The organism is Terrabacter sp. RAF57, from assembly GCF_052113925.1.
Classification (GTDB): domain Bacteria; phylum Actinomycetota; class Actinomycetes; order Actinomycetales; family Dermatophilaceae; genus Terrabacter.
Map to the genome: position 1 here is coordinate 76,716 of NZ_JBFRDT010000004.1, position 20,477 is coordinate 97,192.

The 20,477-nt window shown below is 71.0% G+C and carries 21 protein-coding genes; 5 read left to right on the forward strand and 16 right to left on the reverse strand.

What is annotated here, in order from left to right; all coding sequences use genetic code 11:
- Nucleotides 1–3: 3 nt before the first annotated feature.
- From AB4Y83_RS07500 to AB4Y83_RS07515, 4 genes are all read right to left on the reverse strand, one after another.
- Nucleotides 4–2,127: a bifunctional lysylphosphatidylglycerol flippase/synthetase MprF gene (locus tag AB4Y83_RS07500; protein ID WP_442296462.1), complete on the reverse strand. Its 2,124-nt coding sequence runs from the start codon at nt 2,125–2,127 to the stop codon at nt 4–6.
- 117 nt (nt 2,128–2,244) lie between these two features.
- Entirely contained in the window at nt 2,245–2,790 is a 546-nt protein-coding gene (gene folE, locus AB4Y83_RS07505; protein ID WP_442296594.1) for a GTP cyclohydrolase I, read from the reverse strand.
- An 80-nt stretch (nt 2,791–2,870) separates the two neighbouring features.
- Nucleotides 2,871–3,752, reverse strand: coding sequence for a patatin-like phospholipase family protein (locus tag AB4Y83_RS07510; RefSeq protein ID WP_442296463.1), 882 nt, complete (start codon nt 3,750–3,752; stop codon nt 2,871–2,873).
- Between the two features lie 2 nt (nt 3,753–3,754).
- Nucleotides 3,755–4,216, reverse strand: a complete 462-nt coding sequence (locus AB4Y83_RS07515) for a hypothetical protein (protein ID WP_442296464.1) — start codon at nt 4,214–4,216, stop codon at nt 3,755–3,757.
- A gap of 2 nt (nt 4,217–4,218) precedes the next feature.
- Between AB4Y83_RS07515 and AB4Y83_RS07520 the strand changes: the two genes are divergently transcribed.
- Nucleotides 4,219–4,647 (forward strand): hypothetical protein, encoded by a 429-nt coding sequence (locus AB4Y83_RS07520; RefSeq protein WP_442296465.1) that lies wholly within the window; start codon nt 4,219–4,221, stop codon nt 4,645–4,647.
- A complete protein-coding gene (locus tag AB4Y83_RS07525) occupies nt 4,644–5,381 on the forward strand; it encodes an RNA polymerase sigma factor (protein ID WP_442296466.1) in 738 nt (245 codons plus the stop codon). Before AB4Y83_RS07520 ends, AB4Y83_RS07525 begins: the two co-directional genes overlap by 4 nt.
- Before the next feature lie 45 nt (nt 5,382–5,426).
- Here AB4Y83_RS07525 and AB4Y83_RS07530 read toward each other — a convergent pair whose 3' ends face one another.
- Together AB4Y83_RS07530 and AB4Y83_RS07535 are read right to left on the reverse strand one after the other, a co-directional pair.
- Complete coding sequence (locus AB4Y83_RS07530; protein WP_442296467.1) at nt 5,427–6,365, reverse strand: ABC transporter permease; 939 nt, start codon at nt 6,363–6,365, stop codon at nt 5,427–5,429.
- Nucleotides 6,362–7,084, reverse strand: coding sequence for an ABC transporter ATP-binding protein (locus tag AB4Y83_RS07535; RefSeq protein WP_056776077.1), 723 nt, complete (start codon nt 7,082–7,084; stop codon nt 6,362–6,364). Before AB4Y83_RS07535 ends, AB4Y83_RS07530 begins: the two co-directional genes overlap by 4 nt.
- Nucleotides 7,085–7,283: 199 nt before the next feature.
- Here AB4Y83_RS07535 and AB4Y83_RS07540 point away from each other — a divergent pair, with 199 nt between their 5' ends.
- Complete coding sequence (locus AB4Y83_RS07540) at nt 7,284–8,480, forward strand: sensor histidine kinase (protein ID WP_442275499.1); 1,197 nt, start codon at nt 7,284–7,286, stop codon at nt 8,478–8,480.
- The gene (locus AB4Y83_RS07545) at nt 8,477–9,157 is read left to right on the forward strand and encodes a response regulator (protein ID WP_442296468.1); all 681 of its coding nucleotides are present in this window, start codon (nt 8,477–8,479) and stop codon (nt 9,155–9,157) included. The genes AB4Y83_RS07540 and AB4Y83_RS07545 overlap by 4 nt, the downstream gene beginning before the upstream one ends.
- Nucleotides 9,158–9,209: 52 nt before the next feature.
- On the opposite strand, the gene AB4Y83_RS07550 is transcribed toward AB4Y83_RS07545, so the two are convergent.
- The 7 genes from AB4Y83_RS07550 to AB4Y83_RS07580 all read right to left on the reverse strand — a co-directional run bounded on the left by AB4Y83_RS07550 (nt 9,210) and on the right by AB4Y83_RS07580 (nt 16,259).
- Nucleotides 9,210–10,031: a DUF2182 domain-containing protein gene (locus AB4Y83_RS07550; RefSeq protein ID WP_442296469.1), complete on the reverse strand. Its 822-nt coding sequence runs from the start codon at nt 10,029–10,031 to the stop codon at nt 9,210–9,212.
- Nucleotides 10,032–10,036: 5 nt separating this feature from the next.
- Nucleotides 10,037–10,639 (reverse strand): DUF1326 domain-containing protein, encoded by a 603-nt coding sequence (locus AB4Y83_RS07555; RefSeq protein ID WP_442275502.1) that lies wholly within the window; start codon nt 10,637–10,639, stop codon nt 10,037–10,039.
- Nucleotides 10,640–11,012: 373 nt separating this feature from the next.
- Complete coding sequence (locus tag AB4Y83_RS07560) at nt 11,013–13,940, reverse strand: vitamin B12-dependent ribonucleotide reductase (protein WP_442275503.1); 2,928 nt, start codon at nt 13,938–13,940, stop codon at nt 11,013–11,015.
- Nucleotides 13,941–14,034: 94 nt separating this feature from the next.
- Complete coding sequence (gene nrdR, locus AB4Y83_RS07565) at nt 14,035–14,532, reverse strand: transcriptional regulator NrdR (RefSeq protein WP_056776057.1); 498 nt, start codon at nt 14,530–14,532, stop codon at nt 14,035–14,037.
- A 482-nt stretch (nt 14,533–15,014) separates the two neighbouring features.
- The gene (locus AB4Y83_RS07570; RefSeq protein ID WP_442275504.1) at nt 15,015–15,443 is read right to left on the reverse strand and encodes a Crp/Fnr family transcriptional regulator; all 429 of its coding nucleotides are present in this window, start codon (nt 15,441–15,443) and stop codon (nt 15,015–15,017) included.
- Between the two features lie 262 nt (nt 15,444–15,705).
- The gene (locus AB4Y83_RS07575) at nt 15,706–15,954 is read right to left on the reverse strand and encodes a hypothetical protein (RefSeq protein WP_442296470.1); all 249 of its coding nucleotides are present in this window, start codon (nt 15,952–15,954) and stop codon (nt 15,706–15,708) included.
- Between the two features lie 104 nt (nt 15,955–16,058).
- The gene (locus AB4Y83_RS07580; protein WP_442296471.1) at nt 16,059–16,259 is read right to left on the reverse strand and encodes an ArsR/SmtB family transcription factor; all 201 of its coding nucleotides are present in this window, start codon (nt 16,257–16,259) and stop codon (nt 16,059–16,061) included.
- A 111-nt stretch (nt 16,260–16,370) separates the two neighbouring features.
- On the opposite strand from AB4Y83_RS07580, the gene AB4Y83_RS07585 reads away from it, so the two are divergent.
- The gene (locus tag AB4Y83_RS07585) at nt 16,371–17,639 is read left to right on the forward strand and encodes a sensor histidine kinase (RefSeq protein WP_442296472.1); all 1,269 of its coding nucleotides are present in this window, start codon (nt 16,371–16,373) and stop codon (nt 17,637–17,639) included.
- Here AB4Y83_RS07585 and AB4Y83_RS07590 read toward each other — a convergent pair.
- From AB4Y83_RS07590 to AB4Y83_RS07600, 3 genes are read right to left on the reverse strand one after another with little or no spacing between them, the layout of a single operon-like run.
- Nucleotides 17,545–18,246, reverse strand: coding sequence for a hypothetical protein (locus AB4Y83_RS07590; protein ID WP_442275508.1), 702 nt, complete (start codon nt 18,244–18,246; stop codon nt 17,545–17,547). The genes AB4Y83_RS07585 and AB4Y83_RS07590 overlap by 95 nt on opposite strands.
- Entirely contained in the window at nt 18,243–19,985 is a 1,743-nt protein-coding gene (locus AB4Y83_RS07595; protein WP_442275509.1) for an alpha/beta hydrolase, read from the reverse strand. The genes AB4Y83_RS07590 and AB4Y83_RS07595 overlap by 4 nt, the downstream gene beginning before the upstream one ends.
- Nucleotides 19,986–20,020: 35 nt before the next feature.
- Entirely contained in the window at nt 20,021–20,326 is a 306-nt protein-coding gene (locus tag AB4Y83_RS07600; RefSeq protein ID WP_442275510.1) for a hypothetical protein, read from the reverse strand.
- Nucleotides 20,327–20,477: the final 151 nt, after the last annotated feature.

The following is a 20,477-nucleotide window of genomic DNA, read 5'->3' on the forward strand; positions in this document are numbered from 1 at the left end:
GGTTCACTGCCGACCCGAACGGGCCAGGGCCACGAGCTCTCGCATCCCGGCATCCGGCAGGTACGCGCGGCTCAGGGCCAGCCCGATGCGCGGGAGCGCGGCCTCGTCCGGGAAGACGAGATAGAGCGGTTCGTGCCTCGGTTGGAACTTCGACTTGAAGGCATGCAGGGACCTGAAGCCGTAGTACGGCTCCAAGGACTCGCCGAGTCGGTCGAGGAAGACGTCGAGCGTGCCCCGGTCCAGGGACTCGTCTCCTGCAGAGGGCCGAGTCCGGGCCAACGGCGCACCCGAGAGGGAGACGAGGGCGCAGCCCTCCTCCTTGAAGGCGAGACAGGCCGAGGCGATGAGGAACTCCATGGAGTAGCGGAAGCCTCCGGGCAGGCGCCGCATGACGTCCAGCGTCCAGCCGGCGGGGTCCCCACCCCCGCTCGCGTGGAACGGCATCCACGACGTGACCCCGTGGACCGTGGCGTCAGCGTCGATCGCCAGGCCGACTCGGACGTGAGGGTCGAGGGCTTCATCCACGCCACCGAGGGTGAAGCCCATCTCGGGCAGCCCCTTGTCCTCGACCCATTCGGACGAGATCGCCTTGACCTGCATCTGTATGCCGCGGGGCATGTCCCTGAGTGGGCCGAGCCGGAAGCCGATGCCGAGCTTGGCCGCCTGGTTCAGGGCGGTGCGCACGTCCTGCCATGCCTTGCCGACGAAGTCCAGCGTGGGCAGGTCGACCCAGGCCTCTTCCGCCACCTGGAGGGAGTGCCATCCCTGCGCGCGCGCATGTCGAGAGGCTTCTCCCGTCACGGTGAAGAGGCACGGCACCAACCCCTGGGCGTGCACGGCGTTCGCGAAGGCGCCGAGCAGCATGGACCGGTCCTCCTCGGCCGAGGCCACGGGGTCGCACAACCCGACCGCGACGCCGGCGTGCACGCGGTACGCGACGTATCCCGACACGGAGGCCGGCGTGAACCAGCGGTTCTCCGGCCAGGTCGTCATCCACGCGAGACGGTTGACCGTGCCCTGCTGCCGCAGCAGGTGCGTGGCCCGTGAGCGCTGGTCGTCGTCGGCGGGAGCGACGATGCTGCCGCTGGTGCGGCGAGCGCGGCGGGGCGACGGGTTGCGGAACGCATGGCGACCCACGAGGCACACGGACAGGCCGAGCCCGTTGCCGAAGAGCTCCCAGCCCGCAGCGAGGAGTCCCTGCTCGCCCACCGCCATCATGTACCCGAGGTTCAGGACCTGGATGACCATGACGACGAGCAGGAGCCCCACGGCCCAGCGCCAGGCCAGTCGTCGCCCCTTGTAGAGCGACCGGGCGAGCCACAGCCAGAGGACGATCTGGAGGACGCCGAGCAGCAGGTCCGTGTCGGCGAGCTCCGCGGCGCGGGCCTCCGGGCTCATGGTGACCGCGAACGGGCCGTCCTCGGTGGTGAAGGGGCGTAGCGCGACCTCGACCGCGGCGATGACGAAGAAGCCGGACGCGAGCAGGCGGAAGTCTCGTCGCGTCAGGTGGCGGAAGGTGAGCGACGGCGCGCCGCCCATGAGAGTCGGTCCGAGGAGCAGGCCGAAACCCACCCCCAGCACGTGCTCGAGGTCCGCGAGTGCGCCCATGTGGATGACGAAGAGCACGACGTAGGCGCCGAGCAACGCCCGGACCCGGCCACGCCACGGGGGTGACAGCGTGACCGACGCTGCGGCCGCCGCGCCGAGGAAACCGGCGGACGGCCCCGCGTCACGCACTGCTGCGAGGTGCGTCGTCCACGCGTAGCCGTGGTCACGGGTCAGCCACAGCAGACCGGCGGCACCCAGGACGGCCACGACGTGGCAGGACACGAGCGCCACCGCGTAGCGGAGCGAGCCCAGGCGCCACTCCGCGAAGCCCCCGAACACGATGAGCCCCAGCAGGATCGGGACGTACTGGAACGGGCGCGCCGCGAAGAAGGCACCGGTCAGCACGGTGGACCAGGAGCCCTGCTCGAACGCGGGCAGTCCGTAGCTCACGGAGTCGTTCAGCGGCCGATCGAGGAGCGGGTCCCAGAGGGACCGGGTCCACACCGACAGCGCGAGGGTGGCGACGACGAGAATGCTCGTCAGCGGTAGGCGACTCGTCACCGTCCAGAGACGGGACATGCCTTCGATTGTCCTGCCAACCACCCCTCGCGTCGAGGACGTGCTGGATGTCCGACGAGCCCGGCGGACGCCGCCGACACCGCAGACGCCTCCGCCGCGGCCGACGCGGCCGACGCCTCAGCGGGATGCCTGCGTCAGGGCGAGGAACTCCGCCCGCGAGCGTGAGTCGTCCCGGAGGGCGCCGAGCAGGCTCGAGGTGATGGTCGTGGTGCCCGGGGCCTGCACGCCGCGCAGCGTCATGCAGAGGTGCTCGGCCTCGACGACCACGCCGACCCCGACCGGGCTGAGCTGGGCGCACAGCCAGTCGGCGACCTGGACGGTCAGTCGCTCCTGCACCTGGGGACGCGACGAGAAGTGCTCGAGCACCCGAGCCAGCTTTGACAGACCGAGGATGCGCCCGCCCGGGAGGTAGCCGATGTGCGCGGTCCCGACGAACGGGAGCATGTGGTGCTCGCAGAGGGACCGCACCGGGATGCCCCTCGCGACGATCAGCTCGTCGTAGCCGCCGTCGTTGGGGAACGTCGTCATCTGGAACGGTCGTGGGCTCATCAGCTCGGCGAGCGATGCGGCCATGCGTTCCGGTGTGCGCGCCAGTGACTCGTTGTCCAGGTCGATTCCCAGTGCCTCCAGCAGGATTCGGGCTCCGGAGGTCGCATGCGCCAGGTCCGGTTCGGTGACGGCACCGGTTCCCGCCCAGTGCCTTCGGGCGCGATCACGACGTCCAGCCTGTTCCGGTGACGGGCTCATGCGCTCGTTCCTTCCCGGGCGCGGAGCCCGTCATGGTCGTGGAGGGCCAGGACGCCCGCGTCGCCCCGGGGACGGGACGAGGCCGAACGCAACCAACGGCGGGTGCTCTCGTGGGCCCGCGCCACGAGAGCGGTCGTCTGGCTGAAGTCGGCGGGTGACACCGACAGGGGGCACAGCGGGGGCAGGACGTGCAGCCGCGCACCGCCGTCGTAGCCGCGGACCTGCGCCATGAGCTGGCGGTGCAGCAGCAGGCTCAGCGCCGTCAGGACCGAGCCGAGCGCGGTCGTCGGACCTGCTCCCGCGCACGGGTAGCCGGCGGGCAGCAGATAGATGTCCGTGACGCCGTGCGCCGCCGTGTGGGCCAGCACGTCCAGCTCGCCGATGGCGCCGTCGACGAGGGTCCTGCCCGCACGCACCACGGGTGGGAGCAGTCCCGGGACGGCAGCGCTGGCCCGGACGGCGCTGACGGCTGCACCCGTGCCCATCACGATGCCCTGACCGGTCACGAGATCGGTGGCCGTGACCTCGACCGGGACCCGTGCGTCGTCGAGGCCGTCGTAGCCGAGGTTGCTCTGCAGGAGGCGCTCGAGGCCGGTGCCGGCGAACAGCGACGATTGGGTCCCGCGTGCGGCCCCGAGCCACCGAAGCGGGTCCGGGGCGAAGATGTCCTGGCGACGCATCCGTTGCCAGAGGCCCACGAGGGCCTCCAGTCTGTCCCGCGTGCTCCCGGGTCCGGCGAGGTAGGCCGCGTTGACGGCGCCGACGGACGTGCCGACGAGCAGGTCGGGCTCGATCTTGCAGTCGCGCAGGGCCAGGAGCATCCCGACCTGCACCGCGCCGAGGCTCCCGCCCCCGGTCAGCACGAACGCCGTGCTCATGGTCAGCCCCGCCGGACCGGCCACAGCACGGGGCGCGGGTCGAAGCGCGTGGCGAGCCGCTGGAGGGCGACGGCCGCCGACAGCAGGCCGAGGTCGCGCAGGGCCACGTCGTAGAAGCCGGGGAGGAGCAGCAGGTTGAGGATGATGCCGCCGAGCCACGCGGCCACGACGATGGCGCCGAGACGCGGGTGGAGGGCGACGACGAGGCCAGCCACCACCTCGACGACGCCGACGGCATACATCGCCTGGTGCGGTGTGACCGGCAGCGGCCGGGACAGCACGGGGGCCAGGTACTGGTCCCAGTGCACGAGGAGGTTGGTGAACTTGTCGAGACCGAAGACGACCGGGGCGACGACGAAGGCCGCGCGCAGCACGGCATACGCCTGGTAGGTGGGGTCACTCCTGTCCGGACGTGCGGGGTGCTCGACCCGGCGGGTGGTGCTGGGACTGCCGATGGTGACCATGCGTGTCCTCCTGGACTGGTGGCTCGGTGCCCTCCGGGCTGCTCCGCGACATCGAGGCGGCCGGGTGGGACGCTGACGGGGTGTTAGTGCGTCCACGCGTCATCGGTCTTACCGCGCTGTCCCCGACCGGTAAGACCGGCGACGCTGCACACCGCCAACAGGGCATGACCCCGCACCAGACCCACACCCCGGCCACCGCGGTCCCCTGCCAGTCCGCCGGACCACCGCTCGACGTCGTCGAGTGGCGCAGGTGCCGGCTACGCGAGGCGGGCTTCCCGGCCCTGCTCGCTCGTGACCTGGCCCGGCAGCGGGTCGACCTGCACGCGCTGCTCGAGCTCGTGGACGCCGGCTGCCCGCCGGATCTCGCGGCACGCATCCTGTCCCCGCTCGACGGCCTCGACGGCCTCGATGCGCCGCAGGTGGGCCGATGACCGCCGTGAGCAGGGACGAGCAGCGCTCGAACACCTCGGTGTCGTCACCACCGTCGGATGTCCCGGGCCCGATGGACTGGGTGGCGGCGCTCACCGGTGGAGGACCCGAACAGGCCTCGGCCCTGCGAGAGCTGCATGCGCTGATGCTCCGGGCCGCCGCGCACCAGGTGTGGCGCATGCGTCCCGCGCTGCCCGATCCTTCCCCGTCGGCGGTCGACGTCATCGTCAACCAGGCGGCCGACGAGGCCATGACAGCGCTGCTGGCCAAGCTGCACACCTTCGAGGGGCGGAGCCGCTTCACGACGTGGGCCTTCAAGTTCGCCATCCTCCAGGCGGCGACCGAGGTCCGGCGGCTGCAGTGGCAGCACCGTGAGGTGGAGCTCCGTGACCTCGACGTGCCGAGCGCGCCGCGGCACGAGGACCCCGAGCTGTATGCGGAGGGAAACGACCTCGCGGCGGCCGTGGCCGCTGCGATGCGTGGCGTTCTCTCGCCCTACCAGCGGCGCATCGCGATCGCCCTCCTCGTCGACGGCATCCCGATCGACGTTCTTGCCGAGCGCCTGGGCACCAACCGAGGAGCCCTCTACAAGACGCTGCACGACCTACGGGTCCGCCTGCGGACGGAGCTCACCACGAACGGCTACCTGCCCGTCCACCCGGCAAACCCACCGAATCCGGCCCCCTCCGACGCCAGCTCACGCATCTCCCCCACCCCCACGGCAGGCACTCCATGAGCACCACACCTCGCCCCGACTCGGCCGCCCTGACACCACGCAACGTCAGCGCGCTGCTGCAGGACACGACCCCTTGGCTCTCGTGCGACGAGTGCTTCGATCGGGTGGACAGCTACGCCGAGGCGCTGGTGCACGACCCCACCTACCGGGACGAGGCGATGGCCGCCCACCTGCGAGGGTGCGCAGCCTGCGACGAGGAGGCCGAGTCGCTGCTGCGGCTGCTCGACGGCCAGTGAGGCTCGGGCCCAGCACCGCCACCCGGCAGGCGACCACGTCTCGGGTCCGGTGTGGACCCGCCCAACCGGTGAGCACGAGGGCAGCAGTCGTCGGGCTCAGCATCCCGTGCGCTGCCGTGCCGACGCTGGTCAGGGCGATGGCAGCCCCCGCGGGGAGCCACTGGGCGACCTCGGGGAGGGCGCTGGCGAGGATGCCGACCTCGATGATCATGACCCAGGTGATCGCCCCGACGATGGCAGCGACCGTGTTGCGGGTCAGTGCCCCGAGTGCGACGCCGACGAGGCCGTAGAGGGCGGAGGCCACCGTGGCGCCGATCCAGAGCTGGGCCACGTCGATCGGCAGCGAGTGCACCCCGCGGGCGCCGTAGATGATCACGGCCTCCGCGTAGGCGATGCCGAAGGTGCCGGCGCCCAGGAGTGCTCCGAGCCCGAGGACGGTGACGGCCTTGGCCGCGAGCACCCGGGCCCGGCGGGGCTCGCCGAGGAAGGTCTGCATGATGGTGCGGTGTCGGTACTCGCCAGCGACGACGAGCACCCCGATGGCCAGCATCACCATCGAGGTGAGCGCCGACACGGAGAGCGTGTGGTTGACGTGGTCCGTCGACCCGAAGGCCGGTCCCCCGGGACTGGGGACGAGTGCGTTGGCGGCGACGGAGGCCATTCCGAGCACGAGGGTGATGCCGAGGCTCACCCACGCAGCGGGGGTGGTGCGAAGCTTGTAGAGCTCAAGGGAGACAAGGGTTCTCATGACCAGACTTCCTGGGTGTCGGTGGAGTGGATGAGGTCGTGGAAGACCGACTCGAGGTCGGTGTCGTCGGTGACGATGTCGCGGACCGGGCCGGCGGCGGCGAGGGTGCCACGGTGGATCACGACGAGGTCGTCAGCGACCGCCGCGACCTCGCTGAGCAGGTGGCTCGACAGGAAGACGGTGCCGCCGGCATCCGCGAAGGACCGCAGGAAGCGGCGCATCTCGCGGATGCCGTCCGGGTCGAGGCCGTTGAGCGGCTCGTCGAGGACGAGCACTGACGGGTCGCCCACGAGCGCCGAGGCCAGGGCGAGCCGCTGACGCATGCCGAGCGAGAAGCCACCGACCCGGCGACCGGCCGCGGCCCCGAGACCGAAGCGGTGGAGGAGATCGTCTGCCGTGTCGGTGGGAACCCCCGCCTGCCTCGCGGTCAGGCGGATGTGGTTGCGGGCAGAGCGGTTCGGGTGGAATCCCTGGTCCAGGACCGCGCCGACGACGCGAGTCGGATGGGGCAGGTCGGCGTAGCGGACGCCGTCGATCGTCGCTTCCCCGCTGGTCGGGTCGGCGAGACCGAGCATGATCCGCATGCTCGTCGTCTTCCCTGCCCCGTTGACGCCGAGGAACGCGGTGACTCGGCCGGGAAGGGCTGTCGCCGTGAAGCCGTCGAGGACGGTGACGGGACCGTAGTGCTTCGTGAGCTGGTGGAACGAGAGTGTTGGCATGGTGCTGAGCTCCTGTGTCGGGCCGGTTTGGCTGAGACCAACGATCCGGCTCCACGGGGTCCTGGGTCGTCGGCCGTGCGGCCGAGCCTCCGCGTGCGCCTGGGGGTGGGGTCATCGGTCGCCCACGAGACGGCATACCTCCGGGGGCGTACGCCCCGAAGCCGATCCCACGGAGGCCCGCGCTCCCTACCCTTCAGGTATGGACACGCGTTGGCGGCGACGCCCGCGGCGGCTGGACCCACGGGTCGCCGACGCTCTCGTCGCGCTCGGCCTCTTCGTCCTGCTCGTCCTGTCGTTCGGCGTGGCCGTCCGCGCAGGGCAGCGGCCGGTGGACGCGTGGGCCTGGGTGCTGGGCATCCTCATGACGGCGCCGTACGCCGTGCACCGCCGAGCCCCGTGGCTCGCCCTCACCGTGACGCTCGTGGCCCTGGTGGCCTTCTCGCTGCTGCACTACGCCCCCTACCCCGGGGTCAGCGCCTTCGCTCTGCTGTTCGGACTCGCGCTGCACGGTCGACGCCGCGACTCGCTCCTGGCGCTCGGCGCGACCGTGGGGGCCTTCTGTCTGGCCATCGCCGCCCAACCCGCAGGCGTGGTCTCCCCGAGCGACGTCATCTCGACCCTGCTCGCGACAGCGGTCGCGTGGCTGGCCGGCGACAACCTGCGCCAGCGACGCCTCCGGTGGGCGGCGATCGAAGAGCGAGCCCGCCTGCTCGAGCGCGAGCGGGAGGACCGGGACCGCGCGGCCGTGACGGCGGAGCGGCTTCGGATCGCCCGCGAGCTGCACGACGTCGTGGCTCATTCGATGTCGGTGATCGCGGTCCAGGCGGGTGTCGGGAGCCACGTCATCGCCACCGACCCGACGGCAGCTCGAGACGCCCTGGCGGTCATCGAGTCGACCAGCCGTGGTGCGCTCACCGAGATGCGTCGGATGCTCGGGGTGCTCCGCCAGGACGGTGAGACCGCGATGCACCCCATGCCCGGGCTCGCCGACATCCCTCGGCTCGTGGCCGAGACGCGCCGGACCGGTGTCGGGGTCACCGTCAGCTCGACCGGCGACGGGGCGAGCCTGCCCGCCGGCCTGGACCTCGCGGCATACCGCGTCGTGCAGGAGGCGCTGACGAACGTCCTCAAGCACGGCGGACCCGTCGCTCACGTCCACATCGCCTGCTCAGAGGAGACGGTCGACCTCGAGGTGCTCGACGAGGGACCAGCCAGGCGTCCGCGCCGTGGGGACGTCCCGGAGTCGGACGTCGGTGTCGCCCCGGGCGCCGGCCAGGGACTGGTGGGCATGCGGGAGCGGGTGGAGCTCTACGGCGGGAGCTTCGAGGCCGGCCCGAGGCCCGGAGGCGGGTTCCGGGTGCACGCCACGCTGCCGTATGCGGTGCAGACGCCGTGAGTGCGCCGGTGCGCGTCGTCGTGGTGGACGACCAGGCCCTCGTGCGAGGAGCGTTCTGCGTGCTGGTGGGCTCCGCGCCCGACCTCGAGGTCGTGGGTGAGGGCGAGAACGGTGCCGAGGCGGTCGCGCTCGCGCGCGAGCTCGAGCCGGACGTCGTGCTCATGGACATCCGGATGCCGGTGATGGACGGACTCGCGGCGACAGGCGCCATCGCCGCCCTCGGCCTGTCCACACGCGTGCTCGTCCTGACGACCTTCGACCTCGACGAGTACGTCTTCGGAGCCCTGCGCGCGGGAGCCAGCGGCTTCCTGCTGAAGGACACGCCGCCGGCCCAGCTGCTCGACGGGATCCGAGTCATCGCGCGTGGTGAGTCGCTGCTGGCGCCCACGGTGACGCGCCTGCTCATCGAGGAGTTCGTCCGGCGAGAGCCGGCCGACGTGGTCGGACGACCCGACCCGCCCGCGACCCTGGATGCGCTGACGGAGCGCGAGCGGGAGGTTCTCCTGCTCGTCGCCAGGGGCCTGTCCAACCACGAGATCGGCACCGAGCTCTTCGTGACCCCGGCGACGGCCAAGACCCACGTGAGCCGGCTCCTCATGAAGCTCGGAGCCCGAGACCGCACCCAGCTCGTCGTGATGGCCTACGAGAGCGGGCTCGTGGAGCCGCACGCCCCCTGAACCCGGCCCCACGCGAGCCACGGCTCCGGTAGCCATGCCGGGTCAGGCCATGTCATCGAGGCAGGCCGACCGACATCGTCATGCCCGACGGAGTGGTCAGTCCCGGGAGCGCATTCGGGGCGGACAACAGCAGCAGGCCGAGGACGAGCAGGAGCGCGGCCGTCGCGTACGTGACGACGCGCCGCCACGGGAGCAGCTTCTCGAGGGCGATGATGCCCGCGACGAGAGCCATCCACGTGAGGCTCATGACACCCAGCGCGAAGAGGGAAGCCATCAGCGCCCAGCAGCATCCGACACACCAGGCCCCGTTGCGAACCCCCATCCTCAGGGCCCCGCTCATGCCACCGCGCCACGAGCCAAGAAGCGCACCAAGGGGGCTGCGGCACGCGCCGAGACACACGTCCTTGAGGGGGGTGAGCTCGTACACGGCGGCGACCACCAGAGTGACGCCCGCGACGGCCCGCCCGGCGTTGTCCCACGCGAGTGCATCCCCGAAGATGGCACCGACGATCACCCCGATGGCGTACGCGATGACCCCCGCGACGGCCCAGGTCAGCAGGTACCCCGCGGCGAACATCCAGGGTGACAGCGGCGCACTGGTCCTGGTGAGACGGGAGTACAAGGCGACCGTGGGTGCCACGGAAGGCAACATCATCGCCGCCATCATGACCACCCAGATGCCCAGGAACCAGCCGAGGTTGCCCAGACTCGTCCACGGTCCGGCATCCATCCCGCGCATCTCACGCGCAGTCAGCAGCCAGCCGAGCGCGGCGAGGGCGAAGAGCGCGACAACCAGACCCATGCGCGTGCGCATCGCGGCGATCGCCGGACCCGGACCCGCCGCGTCACCCCCCGGCTCGGCCGGCGCGCGCATCGAGGTCAGGCGGCCCAGGCGAACGTGGACGTCGACAGGCCCGTCTTGCCCTCGTACGAGATCCCGAACGCGTTGATGCGGGTGCGGCGTGCCTCGGCCATCGTCAGGTCGGAACCGACCGGGTGGAACATTCCGTGGAAACGCACCGGCTCTCCTGTCTCGACGCCGAACGGGACGATGTCCTCGATCTCGAAGTCGATCGAGTCCCCCACCCGCACACGGTGCAGCAGCCCGTCGTCCGAGATGTCGATGGTGGCGCGCTCGACCCCCACGACCTCCCCCACCAAGGGCGCCAGAGCACCCATCGGCCCACCCAGCTGGCCGCCGAAGACCTTGACCAGCTGGTCGAACTGCTCGTCGCTGGCGTCATCATCGACGTAGACCCCGAGCCGCCAGTTGCCCTGGGTCATCACCTTCGGGGTGTCGGCGATCAGCACGACCCTCCGCCCGCTGATGTCAGTGCCCTCGACCTGGCCCTCGCTGATGGAGAAGGCGAGGGTCACCCGACAGAAGTCGTAGGTTGCGCCGTGATCGAGGGAGAGGTTGCACGGACACATCAGCTCGCACGAACAGGTCTCCACGTAGCTACCGGTCAGATTCCACGCCATCGTCGAACCCCTTCCTCGTGCCCTCCAGTTTTTCCCCAACGGCGATGCGCGTCAACGAAACTGAGGGGCCATTTCCCCGTTCGGCGCGATCTGCTGCGCCCCCACCAGCCCGACGTGTCCCCGGGGAGGTCCGGGGCCTGCGTCCCCGTGACCTTGTTTGGGAGACTTCGACTCGTTTGTCGCCGGGGGCCGGCGGCGACGGGCCGCGGCAGGTGCTCCGGATCCGTGTACGACGGACTGGACCCGGGCTCCCGGTTCAGTTCCGGCTGCGCTTGCCGCTCGATTTGCTGAACAGCCGCGGCCCGGCCTCCAAGGGAGGCCGGGCCGGGGTCGCTGGCCGCTCGTGGTCGGACCAGCTACGTCAGCTGCATCATCAGCTGCAGCCGCTGGTGCTTCCGCAACCCTCGCAGACGTAGCAGGAGCCGGCCGGGCGCATCTTCGTGCCGCACGTCATGCAGATCGGCGCGTCGGCGGTGATGCCGCCGAACTTCTCGAGCAGCTCGGCCGAGCTGTGCACGTCGCTGGAGATCTCGCGGGCGGAGGCAGCGCCCGCACCGGACTTCACCTCGGCGGCCGCGGCCGGAGACTCGGCGTGGGCCTCCTCGGCCTTGTGCTCGGCCTTCTTGGAGACCGGGGCCGACTGCTGGAGCGACTCGAGCTCGTCCTCGAGGTCCTCGTCGGACTCGTCGGACTCGAGGGCCTCGTAGGAGCCGGTCTCGACCTGGCGCGCCCGCTCCGACGCCGTGTGGATGCCCATGAAGGAGCGGGTGTCGAAGTCGAGGTAGTCCAGCGCGAGGCGGCGGAAGACGTAGTCCATGATCGACTGCGCCATGCGCACGTCCGGGTCGTCCGTCAGGCCGGCCGGCTCGAAGCGGAGGTTCGTGAACTTCTCCACGAACGTCTCGAGCGGCACGCCGTACTGGAGACCGATGGACACGGCGATCGAGAAGGCGTCCATCACGCCGGCCAGGGTGGAGCCCTGCTTGCCGAACTTGAGGAAGATCTCGCCGAGCTGCTGGTCGTCGTACGTGCCGGCCGTGAGGTAGCCCTCGGCCCCACCGACGGCGAACGACGTCGTCTGCGAGGTGCGGCGCTTGGGCAGGCGGCGACGGACCGGGCGGTACTCGATGACCTTCTCGACCTTGACCTCGGCGGCAGCAGCCTCGGCGGCGGCCTTGTTGTCCTTGGCCGTCGAGCCACCGTCGGACAGCGGCTGACCGACCTTGCAGTTGTCGCGGTAGATGGCGAGCGCCTTGATGCCGAGCTTCCAGCCCTGCATGTAGACGTCCTGGATCTCCTCGACCGTCGCCGTCTCCGGCAGGTTGACCGTCTTGGAGATGGCACCGGAGAGGAACGGCTGCGTCGCGGCCATCATGCGCACGTGGCCCATGGCCGAGATCGAGCGCGCACCCATGGCGGTGTCGAAGACCTCGTAGTGCTCGGGCTTGAGGCCGGGGGCGTCGATGACGTGACCCTTGTCGGCGATGTACTCGACGATCGCCTCGACCGTCTCGCCGGTGTAGCCCATCTTGCGCAGCGCCCGCGGGATCGTCAGGTTGACGATCTGCATCGAGCCGCCACCGACGAGCTTCTTGAACTTCACGAGCGAGAAGTCCGGCTCGATGCCGGTCGTGTCGCAGTCCATCATGAAGCCGATGGTGCCGGTCGGGGCCAGCACCGACGCCTGGGCGTTGCGGTAGCCGTGCTTCTCACCGAGCTTGACGACGTCGTCCCACGCCTTCGTCGCGAGCTTGTGGACGTCGGAGTCCATCGCGTCGAGCGTCTTGATGTTGTCGTTGGCGGCCTGGTGCTTGCGCATGACCCGCTTGTGGGCGTCCGCGTTGCGGGCGTAGCCGGCGTAGGCGCCGACGACCGAGGCCATCTCGGCGGAACGCTTGTAGGCGGCACCCGTGAGCAGCGAGGTGATTGAGGCGGCGAGCGCGCGGCCACCCTCGGAGTCGTAGCCGTGGCCGGTTGCCATGAGGAGCGCACCGAGGTTGGCGTAGCCGATGCCGAGCTGGCGGTAGTTGCGCGTCGTCTCGCCGATCGGCTCGGTCGGGAAGTCCGCGAAGCAGATCGAGATGTCCATCGCCGTGATGACGAGCTCGACGACCTTCTGGAAGGTGACGGCGTCGAACGTGTCGTCGTCGCGCAGGAACTTCAGCAGGTTGAGCGAGGCGAGGTTGCACGAGCTGTTGTCGAGCGACATGTACTCGGAGCACGGGTTTGACGCGGTGATGCGGCCCGTCTCGGGGTTGGTGTGCCACGCGTTGATCGTGTCGTCGTACTGGATGCCCGGGTCGGCGCACTCCCACGCGGCCTTGGCGATCTTGCCGAAGAGCTCACGGGCGTCGACGGTGTCGATGACGGAGCCGTCGCTGCGCGAGCGCAGCCCGAACTCCGTGCCGTCCTCGACAGCCTTCATGAACTCGTCGTTGACGCGGACCGAGTTGTTGGCGTTCTGGTACTGGACGGAGACGATGTCCTTGCCGCCGAGGTCCATGTCGAAGCCGGCGTCGCGCAGGGCGCGGATCTTGTCCTCCTCGCGCGCCTTCGTCTCGACGAACTCCTCGATGTCGGGGTGGTCGACGTCGAGGACGACCATCTTGGCCGCACGACGCGTCGCGCCGCCCGACTTGATGGTGCCGGCGGACGCGTCGGCGCCGCGCATGAAGGAGACGGGACCGGAGGCCGTGCCCCCGGAGGAGAGCAGCTCCTTGGAGGAGCGGATGCGGGAGAGGTTGAGGCCGGCGCCGGAGCCGCCCTGGAAGATCTTCCCCTCCTCCTTGTACCAGTTGAGGATCGAGTCCATCGAGTCGTCGACGGCGAGGATGAAGCAGGCCGAGACCTGCTGCGGGCTCTTGGTGCCGACGTTGAACCACACGGGCGAGTTGAACGAGAAGACCTGGTGCAGCAGGGCGTGGGTCAGCTCGTGCTCGAAGATCTCGGCGTCGTCGGGCGAGGCGAAGTAGCCGTTGCTCTTGCCGGCGGCGACGTAGGTCAGCACGACGCGGTCGATGAGCTGCTTGAGCGAGACCTCACGGGCGGCGGTGCCGACGGCGCCGCGGAAGTACTTGGTGGTGACGATGGTGCTGGCGTTGACCGACCAGAAGTCGGGGAACTCGACCCCGCGCTGCTCGAAGATCGTCTCGCCCGTCTTCCAGTTCTGCTGGACGACGTCGCGCTTCTCCCACGTGACCTCGTCGTACGGGTGCACACCGGGCGTGGTGTAGATGCGCTCGATCTTGACGCCCTTGGCGCCTGCCTTCGAGCGTGAGCTGCGGTTACCGATCTCCGTCATGTCGTGCGGCCTCCCTGACCGAATCTGCTGCTGGTTTCAAGTGTTGCGTGGGGCACCGACAGGGCGGGTGTCCCGGACGTGCTGTGGAGGGTGGTTACCGCTGGACGTCGAGCCGGGACGGAGCCGTGGGCTCCTCCCCCAGCGCGTCGTGCTCGGCTCGAAGGAGCGCGATGGCTCCCTCGAAGTCCTCGAGGCTCTCCCAGGCCTGGTAGACGCTGGCGAACCTGAGGTACGCGACCTCGTCGAGCTCGCGGAGCGGTTCGAGGACGGCCATGCCGACCTCGTGCGCCTCGATCTCGGCGTTTCCCTGCGACCGGATCGCCTCCTCGACCTTCTGGGCGAGAAGGGCCAGGTCGTCCTCGCTGACGGGCCGCCCCTGGCATGACTTGCGCACGCCTGAGAGGACCTTGGCCCGGCTGAACGGCTCGGAGGCCCCCGACCGCTTGATCACGTTGAGGCTCGAGGTCTCGAGCGTCGTGAAGCGGCGGTTGCACTCGGGGCACTGGCGCCGACGCCTGATGCAGGCGCCGTCGTCGGTGGTGCGCGAGTCGATGACCCGCGAGTCGGTGTGGCGACAGAACGGACAGTGCACGTCTGGTCACCTTCCCTTCCCCGAGACCCAGTCGTTCAACGGTTCCAAGCCGTCCCGTATGCCGTCCCGAGCCCGTCCCAACCCCCGCCCGGTGTTCGTGGGACCGGTCGGGGCTGGGGATGACGTGGGGATGACCTGTGCGTAACCCCCGTTTGCCTGGGGACTACATGTGGACGTCTTACATCTGCGTAACTACTAGATGTAGGGGTAACTGTAGGCATGGTGTGACCCCGATCGCAAGCACGTGAGCGAGGTCCGGCGCGGCGCGTCCCTGACCTGCACAAACGTCACTCCAGTCCCAGGCGTCCCGGCGTGTCGCGAAGCATCCATCCCCAACATCTAGGGGTGGCCCGCGCCACCCACTCCCCCATCTACGGGTCCACGAGGGTATGCCGCCCGGCCGCGACCGCGACGATCGGGCCCCTCCGGGCACCCGGGCCGTCAGAGCCGGCCCGGTGCGCGGGGTCGGGTGGCGCCGCCGGTCAGCGGGCCGCGGCCTCGCCGAGCTGCACCTCGAGCTGGCGCACGCGGGTGACGAGCCCCTTCAGCAGCAGGACGGCGGTGTGCGGGTGCTGGTCGATGAGGTCGGTGAACGCGGCGGGCGAGAGCCGGAAGGCACTGAGTCCCTCGGGGCCACTCGTGACCGTGGCCGTGCGCCCCGACCCGTCGATGAGCGACATCTCACCGAAGTAGTCACCCTTCGACAGCGAGCCGACTCCTCGGCCGTCGACGTCGACGTCGGCCGTCCCCTCGAGCAGCATCACCATGCCGGCGCCGCGGTCGCCCTGCTTGACGACGGGGACGCCGGGGCCCACCTTCACCGTGGATCCGCGCGCGATCACCTCTTCGACGAGTTCGTCGGGCAGCTCGCAGAAGAGCTCGACGGCGCAGAGCGAGTCCTTCAGGCTCATGAAGTGCCTCCCACCTCGTGGCCCACTCGCGGGCCGGCCCTTCGACGGTAGCCCTCCTCGGAGCGCGCGGGTAGGCATTCGACGAAGACGAGGAGGGACGTTCCGGGGGCCGTGCACGCGCCCGTCGCTCAGCGCAGCCGCGCGACGCCGGGCTGGGTCGCGAACCACAGGCAGAGCACCGACATCGGCGGTGCCTCACCGATCAGGGACGGGTCGGTGGCGGGTGGGGACGCCCCGCCCCTCGCCGGCCCGGGGCCGGCCCTCACGGCTTCACCGGTCCGCTCGGCAAGACGCGCGCCGAGACCCGGACCGGCAGACGCTCGGCGTCAGGGTGGACCTCCACGTCGGCGCGGCACTCGTCGCTCTCGACGACGAGCGCAGTGAGCCGACGGCTCAGCTCGCCCATCTGGTCGACAGTGGCGGTTGCCCGGGTCTCGGTCGCCACCGACGCGTGCCGCACCTCGGCCGGTGCCGACTCGCCCTCCGCGAGCCACCGCTGGACCGCGCGCACGTGGTGCCGAAGTTCTCGGCCTCGGCCGTCGAGGCGATCCGCCGCGCGACGGTCCCCTCGCCGTTGTCGGTCGTGTCCCACGAGAGCTGTCCGGGACGACTGCGCTACCAGCTCTCCCGGATGCCCCGGGCCAGCTCGGGCGCCGGCTCGACGAAGCCGTAACGGTGCAGCGTGCCGAGGTGGTGGCTCACCGATCCGACCGCCAGGCCGGTGCGCCGTGCCAGCTGACCGACGGTCGCGGGGCCCTCGACGGCCAGCAGCTCGCACAGCCAGCGGCGGGTCGGATGGTGGACGGCGGTGAGCACGTCGAGCAGGGCGTTCCCCGTCTCGCTGCCGAGCGTGTCGGTGGAGGCGGGACGTGACGCGTCAGGCCCGGGTGCTTGCCCCGCACGCCGTCATGACAGAGGCTTCCTATCGTGACAAACCGGACATCATCAGCGGACGTCCTCGACCCGGCCCAGCGACGCGAGGACGCGCTGGCGGGCTATGACGTGCTCGGCAACGCTCCCGAGCGCGAGCTGCAGGCCCTCGTCGACATCGCGGCGCAGGTGTGCGCCGTCCCCCGGGCTGCGATCAACCTCATCACCGCGACCCACCAGCAGCAGATCGCCACCACCGGCTTCGCCGCCGCCATCTGTGCCCGCGAGGACTCGATGTGCGCAGCAGTGCTCGAGCACACCGACCGCGTCGTCGTGCCCGATGCCAGCCTCGACGCCCGGTTCCGCGAGAACCCTTTCGTGACGGGCATCCTCGGGACCGTCCGTTTCTATGCGTCAGCGCCACTGACCACGCCGGACGGCGTCATCATCGGTCGCCTGTGCGTCTTCGACTCCCAGCCACGCGCGCTCGACGAAGCACAGGAGGAGGCCCTCGTCGCCATCGCCGAGCGCGTCGTCGACGTCCTCGAGCTGCGCCTGCGCACCCGCGAGCTGGAGGACTCGCTCGCGGCCCTCACCGAGACGAGGGACGAGCTCCACCGGTCGAACGAGGYCCTGTCGGTCTTCGCCGGACAGGTGAGCCACGACCTGCGCACGCCGCTCACCGCGATCATGGCGAGCACCGAGATGCTCGGTCAGCAGCCCGCGGTCGCCGAGGACGAGTGGTCCGAACGCCTCGTCGCCACGGCCTTTCGCTCCGCCACGCGGATGGCCGGGATGATCGAGCAGATCCTCGCCCACGCCCGCGTCGGAGCCGAGCTGCACCGCAGCGACACCGACCTCGACGACGTGCTCTCCTCGGTGCTCGAGGACCTCGACCCGACGCTCACCGCCCGGTCGGCGACCGTCACGACAGGGGCGCTGCCGACCCTGCCCGCAGACGGGCAGCAGCTCTACTCGGTGCTGCTCAACCTCGTGTCCAACGCGGTGAAGTACGCCCGCCCCGGCATCGCGCCCGTCGTCGAGATCTCGGCGGTGCGGGTCGACGGCTCGTGGCGTCTCTCGGTGCGCGACAACGGGATCGGCATCTCGGCCGCCGACCGTGAGCGGGTCTTCGGCCTCTTCAACCGCGTCGAGACGTCCGTCGACGGCAGCGGCATCGGCCTGGCCACGGTCAAGCGCATCATCGAGGCCCACGGTGGGTCGATCGGGATCAGCTCGGTGGACGGTCCGGGGACGGACGTGTGGTTCGAGCTGCCGGCCGAGCTCCCCCGTCAGGACGAGCACGACGGTCCCCGCCGCGACTGACCGGACGTCGCGCCCGYGCGAGGACGACGAGCGCGACGACGAACGCTGTCGGTGCCCTGACATCCATGAGCAGCACCTGCACGACCGTGGCGACGTAGGCCCCGAGGGCGGAACCGTCGTCGAGAGCGTCCCCGACGGAGAAGGCTCCTGAGCTCTCGGCGCTCACGAGCAGGGCCGCTCCGGCGACGGTCGCCGCCTCGGCCAGAGCCGCGAAGGCGGCCCACCGCAACCGCGGTACGACGGACCCGGTCGTCCACGTCGGGCACGTCAGGCGCGTCGGGCCTGTCGGGCGCGTCGGAAGGAGGGGACCGCCCGTATCGTCGACCTCCACGCCTGCGTCGACGAGTGGTTGCATCCCGGGCCGGGACAGCGCCACCGCCAGGACGACGCCGAAGGCGACGACGCCCAGCAGCGCGCTGGGTGACAACGCGTCCAGGGCACCGTCGCCGGCAGCCGTCCCGCCGTCGGTGATCCAGCCGACCGCGACGTAGGGCAGCGCCTGGAGCACCGCGAGCCACCCACACGCCCACGCGACGAGGCGGTCGCGTCGGGCGGACCCGACCAGACCGTCGAACGGACGGGTCGGGCCGTCGTCGAACGAGGTCACGGGACGAGCCTCGGCCAGCGCAGGGGGTCGGTCCCAAGGCTCGGTCCGGTCGTCGTGCACGCCCTCTCGTCGACGCCCTGGAAGACCCGCAGGTCGGGACGACCGGCCGCCACTGCGACGAGGTTGCGCGCACTGTCGGTGCCGGCCCGGAGGTAGTCGGAGTGACCGGCGGAGGTGCGACGGACGTCGACGAAGTCCGATCGCGGGTGGAGCCAGTGGTTGCAGCCGGTCCCGGTCTGCTTGAGCGCGAAGGTCGAGAGCCGGCTCGCGCCCACGACGTCCGCCGGCGCCGTGCCGTGCACCATCCAGCCGTAGGCGAACACGTCGTCCCCGACCGCGCCGAGGACGTTGAGGGAGCCGGGTTTGAGGGCGGTGTGCGCCACGTCCGAGAACGGCAGGCCGGGCGCACCGAAGACGGCGACATCGTCGATCGCACTCGTGCGGAGCGAGGCCTGGCCGGCGAGAGTGCCGCCGTAGGAGTGGGCCCAGACCGTCTGGTGAGCCGGACGGTGACGGGAGGCCTCGACACCGGTCACGAAGTCGGCCAGCGCGCCGGCGTTGTCGCGGGCGAGCTTGCCGTTGAGGACGTTCCGGTCGACCGACGTGACGATCTCGTGGACCTGCGGCGCGTCGTAGCCCATCCACGTCACGAGTGCGACGTCCTCACCACGCGCCACCGCCTTGGCCTCCGAACGCATCCGCACGAAGGTGTCGTCGTAGCGCCGGAGATCGGCCCCGACCATGGTCGACAGGCCGCCGACGAACGTGACGACGTGCTCGGCCCGGTCGACGTCGCCGATCGCGACGACCGCCTTGACGTCGGGTCCGTTCGCGTCGACGAGGAGCAGACGTCGGGGTCCACCGTCGCGACGCCCGAGCACGTCGCGCACCGCCTGCAGGGCCGCCACGTGCTCGGCCGAACGGGTGCGCTCGGCGGCATTGCTCGCAGACGCCGCCCGCTGCGCCTCCTGCTCGCGGGTCCAGGCAGCCTGCTCCGCTCGGCCGAGCAGGACGAGGTTGGCCTCGTGGCGAGCGGCGGCCGGCACCCCGTCGCGAGGACCCACCCAGTCCGGACGCTCACGGATGGCGCGGCGTCGCTCCTCGTCGGTCAGGGACCGCCACCAGGCGGCGGAGGCGAACACCTGACCGCCGACCCCGGCACTCGTCGAGGGCCCCGCCGGCGGAGGTGGCAGCTGCGGGTCCAGCTGCCCGGCAGTCCCCGGAGACGCCGTCGCGCCACGGGCAGCGGTCAGCAGCCCTCTCCACAGCTCGTCGTCGGTCTGGCTCGCGGCCTGTCGGGCCCGCGCCAGACAGGCGTGCACCTCGACCCTCAACAGCTCGTCGAGCCGTGCCCGGTGCGCCTCGCCTGCAGGGTCACCGAGCGACGCGCGGACGGGAAGGAAGAGCCGACCCTCGCCGTCGACCCAGGCGCCCTCGTCGGCGGCTCGACGGTCGGCGCGACCGACGAGCTCGAGCGCCGACTGCAGACGTGCCGCGGCGTGCCCGACCGCGTGACCGGTCACCGCGATGCTCCCCGCGAGCCGTCCGAGGCCGGCGACGACGAGGCCGTAGCGGTCGGCGGCCGCCGAGGAGGCCGCGCCCGACCAGCGCGGCGCGGCGGCGCGACGCCACAGCACGAGCTCCGCGAGTCCGAGGACCCGGAGGCGGTGCTCCTCGAGGCGCCGGCCCACCTCGAGCAGGGACTGCGGCCGGCAGGCCCGGACATCGGCGACGGTCATGGTCAGCGGAGCACCGGCACCCGCCACACCAGGTCTCATCGGGTGCCGCCGGATGACGACGACCGCAGGGCCTGCCGAGACGCGTGCTCGACGGCGTCATAGGTGTCGGCGGCCGTGGCGAGGCAGCGGCCCAGCTCGCGCAGCTCCCAGCGGGTCCCGGCCAGCCGCGCCTCCCACGCCGCAGCGACCTGGCCGAGGCCGCCGGCGACACGACCACCGGGGATCGCCCCACCGAGTGGCCGCAGCTCGTCGGCGATCCTCAGCCGCCGCACCCGCGCCAGCACCTCGCCGACCGAGGCGGCGTCCTCGCGCAGCGCGTCGGTGTCCACGTCGTAGCGCATCCCCTGCTCCCTTCCGAGGACAGCCACGCTAGGCAAGGCGCCCGAGGACTCGAGCCCGTCATCCACAGGGGTCGGGAACGGCAGCTGCGGGCACAGCAGGACGCCGCACCCCGGTCAGGGATGCGGCGTCCGGGGCAGGAACGGCGGGGTC